This is a genomic window from uncultured Amnibacterium sp., from assembly GCF_964245895.1.
Taxonomy (GTDB): Bacteria; Actinomycetota; Actinomycetes; order Actinomycetales; family Microbacteriaceae; genus Amnibacterium.
Map to the genome: position 1 here is coordinate 1 of NZ_CAXTOQ010000205.1, position 4,991 is coordinate 4,991.

A 4,991-nucleotide genomic window follows, 5' to 3' on the forward strand; every position below is an offset into this window, starting at 1 on the left:
TCACGAGGTTCCGGTAGCGCACCGGCTGCGCCGTCCCCCCGTTCCCGTCCGAGGCCTGGACCAGGAAGTCGCCAACGAGCGACACGGAATGGAACGACGCGCCCTGGAAGTCGGTGAGCGGCGTGACGCGTCCGGCGGCGTCCGCCGCGTACAGCAGGTCGCCCTGCTGGGGCTCCGGCGTGAGGTCCGCGGCGGACGTCCGCCGCTTGAAGACGAGGTGCGCGGCGTCGGAGGCGACGGCGACCGCGCGGGCATGCGTCGTGCTGGTCGCCGCCGGGGCGGGCGTCGCGACCAGGAGGCCGACCACGAGTGCCACGAGCGCGCCTATCGAAGCCGATCGCCGCATCGATGGTCCCCCTCCGGTCGAGGTCGCATCTTCGTCGCGGAGCGGGCGCCGATCAAGAGGGCCGCTCCTCCGCATGCATCGACTCCCGGCGAGCGCCACCCGCGGCGTCATCGTTCGTCGCACGCCGTCATGTGTCGGTCGGGATTCGGGCTCCGGCGAGGTCGTCGCGCAGAGTCGGAGCCCGCCGGACGAGATCCGCCCGGCGGTCGCGACGAGAGCAGAGGCCCACCATGAGCGGAACCGAGCCGGACGACGCCCCCACCCTGCCGCAGCGGGAGCGTCGGAGGGGCCCGATCATCACGACGATCGTCGTCGCGGCCGCCGTGGTCGTCGCGGTGATCGCCACGCTGGTCCTCGTGAACCGGCCGAGCGGCAGCGACGCCGCGGCAGGCGGCAGCAGCGAGCCCGCCCGGACCGTCACGATCGGGATCGCCGACATCTCGCAGCCGTACTGGAAGACCTTCGCGACGCTCGCGAAGCAGCAGCTGAACGTGTCGGTGAAGTACGTGAACTTCACCGACTACAGCCAGCCGAACCCGGCCCTGAAGCAGAAGCAGCTGGACCTCAACGAGTTCCAGCACCTGCAGTACCTCGCCAACTACAACGTGACCAACGGCGACGACCTGCAGCCGATCGGTGCGACCGCGATCTACCCGCTGCCCCTGTACTCGACGAAGTACGACGACGCGTCGGCGCTGCCGGCGAAGGCGAAGGTGGCGATCCCGAACGACGCCGTCAACGAGGCCCGCGGCCTGCTCGTGCTGCAGAGCGCCGGCCTGCTCACGCTGAAGGACGGCGGCACCGCGTTCTCGACGACGAAGGACATCGAGACGGCGAAGGTCGACGTGCAGCCGATCGACGCCTCGCAGACGGCCACCGCGTTGAAGAACGGCTCCGTCGCCGCAGCGATCGTGAACAAGAACTACGCGGTGGACGCCGGCCTGCCGAAGGACCAGGTCATCGCGAAGGACGACCCCGCGAGCGCCGGTGCCGAGCCGTACGTGAACGCGTTCGTCGCCCGCAAGGCCGACGCGAAGGACCCGGTGCTGCTGAAGCTCGCCGCGCTGTACCACGACGCCTCGATCACCGACGAGGTGCAGAAGGAGAACGGCGGCGACGCGGTCTTCCAGACCTGGAGCCCCGAGAAGCTGCAGGGCATCCTCGCCACCGTCGAGGCCGACGCGAAGTCCGCGCAGCAGTAGACGGATCGGTCGTGGTCCGCCCGGATCCGGGCGGACCACCCGTGAGGGAAGGAGGACCGGTGGTCGCATCGGTCCGCATCGAATCGGTCTCGAAGGCCTACGGCGGCGTCCTCGCCGTCGACGACGTGACGCTGGAGGTCGAGCGCGGCTCGATCGTCGGCGTCATCGGCTACTCCGGCGCGGGCAAGAGCACGCTCGTCCGGCTGATCAACGGGCTCGAGCGGCCCACCTCCGGCACCGTCCACGTCGGCGACGACGAGATCACGGCGCTGACCGAGCGGCAGCTGCGGCCCGTCCGCCGCGGGATCGGGATGATCTTCCAGCAGTTCAACCTGTTCCGCTCCCGCACGGTCGCCGGCAACGTCGCGTACCCGCTGCGCGTCGCCGGCGTGCCTCGGGAGGAGCGCGACCGCCGCGTCGCGCGCCTGCTCGACTTCGTCGGCCTGCTCGAGAAGGCGCACGCCTACCCCGAGCAGCTGTCCGGCGGCCAGAAGCAGCGCGTGGGCATCGCCCGGGCGCTCGCGACCGACCCGCACCTGCTGCTCGCGGACGAGGCGACGAGCGCGCTCGACCCGGAGACGACCGCCGACGTGCTGTCGCTGCTGCAGCGGGTGAACCGCGAGCTGGGCGTCACCATCGTGCTGATCACCCACGAGATGGAGGCGGTCCGGGCGATCGCCGACCGCGTCGTCGTCATGGACGAGGGCCGGGTGGTCGAGCAGGGCGCGCTCTACGACGTGTTCGCATCCCCCTCCTCCCCCGCGGCGACGCGCTTCGTGCGCGGCGCGCTGCACGACCGGCCGAGCGCCGCCGTGCTCGACCGCATCCGCGGCACGCACGACGGCCGCGTGATCACGGTGTCCGTGACGGATCGGCCCGGCCTCGTCGCCGCGATCGCCCGCGCGCTGAGCGGCGTGGAGGCGGAGCTGGTGCACGGCGGCATCGGCGAGCTCGGCGGCCGGCCGGTCGGCGCCCTCACCTACGCGCTGACCGGCGCCCCGGCCGCGGTGGAGGCGGCGCTCGAGTCGCTGCGCGCCGCCGACCTGGACTTCGAGGAGCACTGACGTGGACGACTTCCTCGCGGACCTGCCCGCCTACGTCACCGCGATCGGCCAGACGCTCTACATCGTCCTGATCTCGATCGTCGTCTCGGGGGTGCTCGGCCTCGTGCTCGGGGTCGCGCTGGCGGTCACCCGCCGCGGCGGCCTGCTGTCCAACCCGACCCTGTTCACGGTGCTGAACGTGATCGTGAACATCGTCCGCCCGATCCCGTTCATCATCTTCGTCACCGCGATCGCCCCGCTCACGATCGCCGTGCTCGGCACGTACATCGGGCCGTCCGCGGCGACCTTCGCGCTGTCGCTCTCGGCCGCGTTCGCGGTCTCGCGGATCGTCGAGCAGAACCTCCTCGCGGTCGAGCCGGGCGTGCTCGAGGCCGCCCGCGCAGCCGGCGCCTCCCCCCTCCGCATCATCGTCACCGTGCTGATCCCCGAGGGGCTCGGGCCGCTGATCCTGGGCTACACGTTCCTCTTCGTCGGCATCGTCGACATGTCGGCGCAGGTCGGCCTGATCGGCGGCGGCGGCCTCGGCGACTACGCGATCACCTACGGCATCCAGCGCTCGAACTACGAGGTCGTGTACATCACCGTCGCCACCATCATCGTGATCGTGCAGGTCGGGCAGTTCGCCGGCAACCGCCTCGCCCGCGTCGCGCTGCGGCGGTAGCGCTGGCCCGCGACCGGTCGCGCAGTATGACCGCACGAGTCCCGATGCGCTAGGACTTGTGCCTGTGCATCCCGTCACTCCGCTCGAGGAGCGGGTCCTCGGCCTCCTCGACCCTGCCGCGCTCGTGCAGGACCTCGTCGACCTCGTCCGCATCCCGAGCATCACCGCCTCCGCGGCCGAGTCCGACCTGCAGCACCGGCAGGCGGACCAGCTGCGCGCCGCCGGCTTCGAGGTCGACCTGTGGTCGTTCGACCTCGGTGCGCTGGCCGCGGATCCGGAGCATCCGGGCACCGAGGCCGAGCGGTCGGAGGGGTACGGCGTCGTCGGCGTGCTCGGTGGCGACGGTCGGCCGGGTCTCGCGCTGCAAGGGCACGTCGATGTCGTGCCCACCGGCGATCCGGCGCGCTGGGTCGACGGCGGACCCTTCGAGGGCCGCATCGCCGACGGTGCCGTGCACGGCCGCGGCGCCTGCGACATGAAGGCGGGGGTCGCGGTGAACACGGCGGTGGCGCGCACGATCGCCGCGGCCGGGGTGATCCTGGAGCGGCCGCTCGCGGTCCACTCCGTCATCAGCGAGGAGGACGGCGGGCTGGGCGCGTTCGCGACGATGCGCCGCGGCCACCGCGCCGACGCGGCCGTGCTGACTGAGCCGACGAGCGGCCGCGTCGTGACGGCGAACGCGGGATCGCTCACCTTCCGACTGCGGATCGCCGGTCGCGCGGCGCACGGCAGCACGCGCCTGGAGGGGGTCAGCGCGCTCGACGCCTACCTCCCCGTGCACCGAGCGCTGCAGGAGCTCGAGCGGGAGCGGAACGCCGATCCCGCACCGCTCTTCCGCGACACGACGCTGCCCTACCCGATCTCCGTCGGCCGCATCCGGGCGGGCGACTGGGCGAGCAGCGTCCCGGACCTGCTGGTCGCGGAGGGACGGATGGGCGTCCGGCTCGGGGAGGACCCGGCGGAGACGCGAGCGGCGCTCGAGCACGCGATCGACGAGGCCTGCGCCCTCGACCCGTGGCTCCGCGACCACCCCGTGCGGCTCGACTGGCCGGGCGGTCGGTTCGCGAGCGGCATGCTGCCGTCGGGCGATCCGCTGCTCGACGAAGTGCGGGCGGCGGTCGTGGCCGTCGGCGGCGCCTCGCCCGAGGAGTCGGCCGCGCCCTACGGCAGCGATCTGCGCCTGTACGCGGGGCTCGGCGGCATCCCGACGCTGCACTACGGACCCGGCGACGTGCGGTTCGCGCACGCGCCGCGCGAGCAGGTGCGCATCGACGAGGTCGTCCGCGTGGCCGAGGCCCTGCTGGTGCTCGCGCTGCGCCGCTGCGGCGCGCGCGCCTGACGCACCGCGACCCCGTGCGACGCTGCGGGGACTCCCTCAGCCGAGGTCGCGACGCGCGGCCCACTCCGAGCGCAGCAGCCCCATGAGCACGATGTCCTCGTAGGCGCCGCGGACCCAGGCGTGCTCGCGCAGGCGACCCTCGACGGCGAAGCCCGCCCGCTCGTACACCCGGATCGCGCCGACGTTCGACGCGATCGCCTGCAGGTGCAGCCGGCGCAGGTTCCGGCGCACGAACGCGAACTCCACGACCTGCGCTATCGCCTCGGTGCCGATGCCGCGCCCCCGCGCCTCCGGGATCAGGCCGATGCCCACCTCCGCGTGGTGCGCGAGCTCGTCCGACGCGAACAGCGAGACGCCGCCCACCGCGGCGCCGTCGACG

At 72.8% G+C, this 4,991-nt stretch carries 6 protein-coding genes; 4 read left to right on the forward strand and 2 right to left on the reverse strand.

The features are described 5' to 3' along the window. Positions 1 to 316, reverse strand: a 316-nt coding sequence (locus tag ACFE60_RS17560) for a hypothetical protein (RefSeq protein ID WP_375390148.1), incomplete at its 3' end; no start/stop codon positions are given. A 260-nt stretch (positions 317 to 576) separates the two neighbouring features. Between ACFE60_RS17560 and ACFE60_RS17565 the strand changes: the two genes are divergently transcribed. The 4 genes from ACFE60_RS17565 (at position 577) to ACFE60_RS17580 (ending at position 4,612) form a co-directional block, all read left to right on the forward strand. After that, positions 577 to 1,548, forward strand: coding sequence for a MetQ/NlpA family ABC transporter substrate-binding protein (locus ACFE60_RS17565; RefSeq protein ID WP_375390149.1), 972 nt, complete (start codon positions 577 to 579; stop codon positions 1,546 to 1,548). 59 nt (positions 1,549 to 1,607) lie between these two features. After that, on the forward strand, positions 1,608 to 2,612 hold the full coding sequence (locus ACFE60_RS17570; protein WP_375390150.1) for a methionine ABC transporter ATP-binding protein: 1,005 nt from the start codon (positions 1,608 to 1,610) through the stop codon (positions 2,610 to 2,612). Position 2,613: 1 nt separating this feature from the next. After that, positions 2,614 to 3,273, forward strand: a complete 660-nt coding sequence (locus ACFE60_RS17575) for a methionine ABC transporter permease (RefSeq protein WP_375390151.1) — start codon at positions 2,614 to 2,616, stop codon at positions 3,271 to 3,273. Positions 3,274 to 3,337: 64 nt separating this feature from the next. Further along, positions 3,338 to 4,612 (forward strand): ArgE/DapE family deacylase, encoded by a 1,275-nt coding sequence (locus tag ACFE60_RS17580; RefSeq protein ID WP_375390152.1) that lies wholly within the window; start codon positions 3,338 to 3,340, stop codon positions 4,610 to 4,612. A gap of 36 nt (positions 4,613 to 4,648) precedes the next feature. On the opposite strand, the gene ACFE60_RS17585 is transcribed toward ACFE60_RS17580, so the two are convergent. Beyond that, the coding region (locus tag ACFE60_RS17585) for a GNAT family N-acetyltransferase (RefSeq protein WP_375390153.1) at positions 4,649 to 4,991 on the reverse strand (343 nt) is incomplete at its 5' end.

Excerpts from the sequence above, each read along its gene's own strand:
- ACFE60_RS17565 (WP_375390149.1), top strand. The coding sequence starts at position 577 with ATGAGCGGAACCGAGCCGGACGACGCCCCCACCCTGCCGCAGCGGGAG.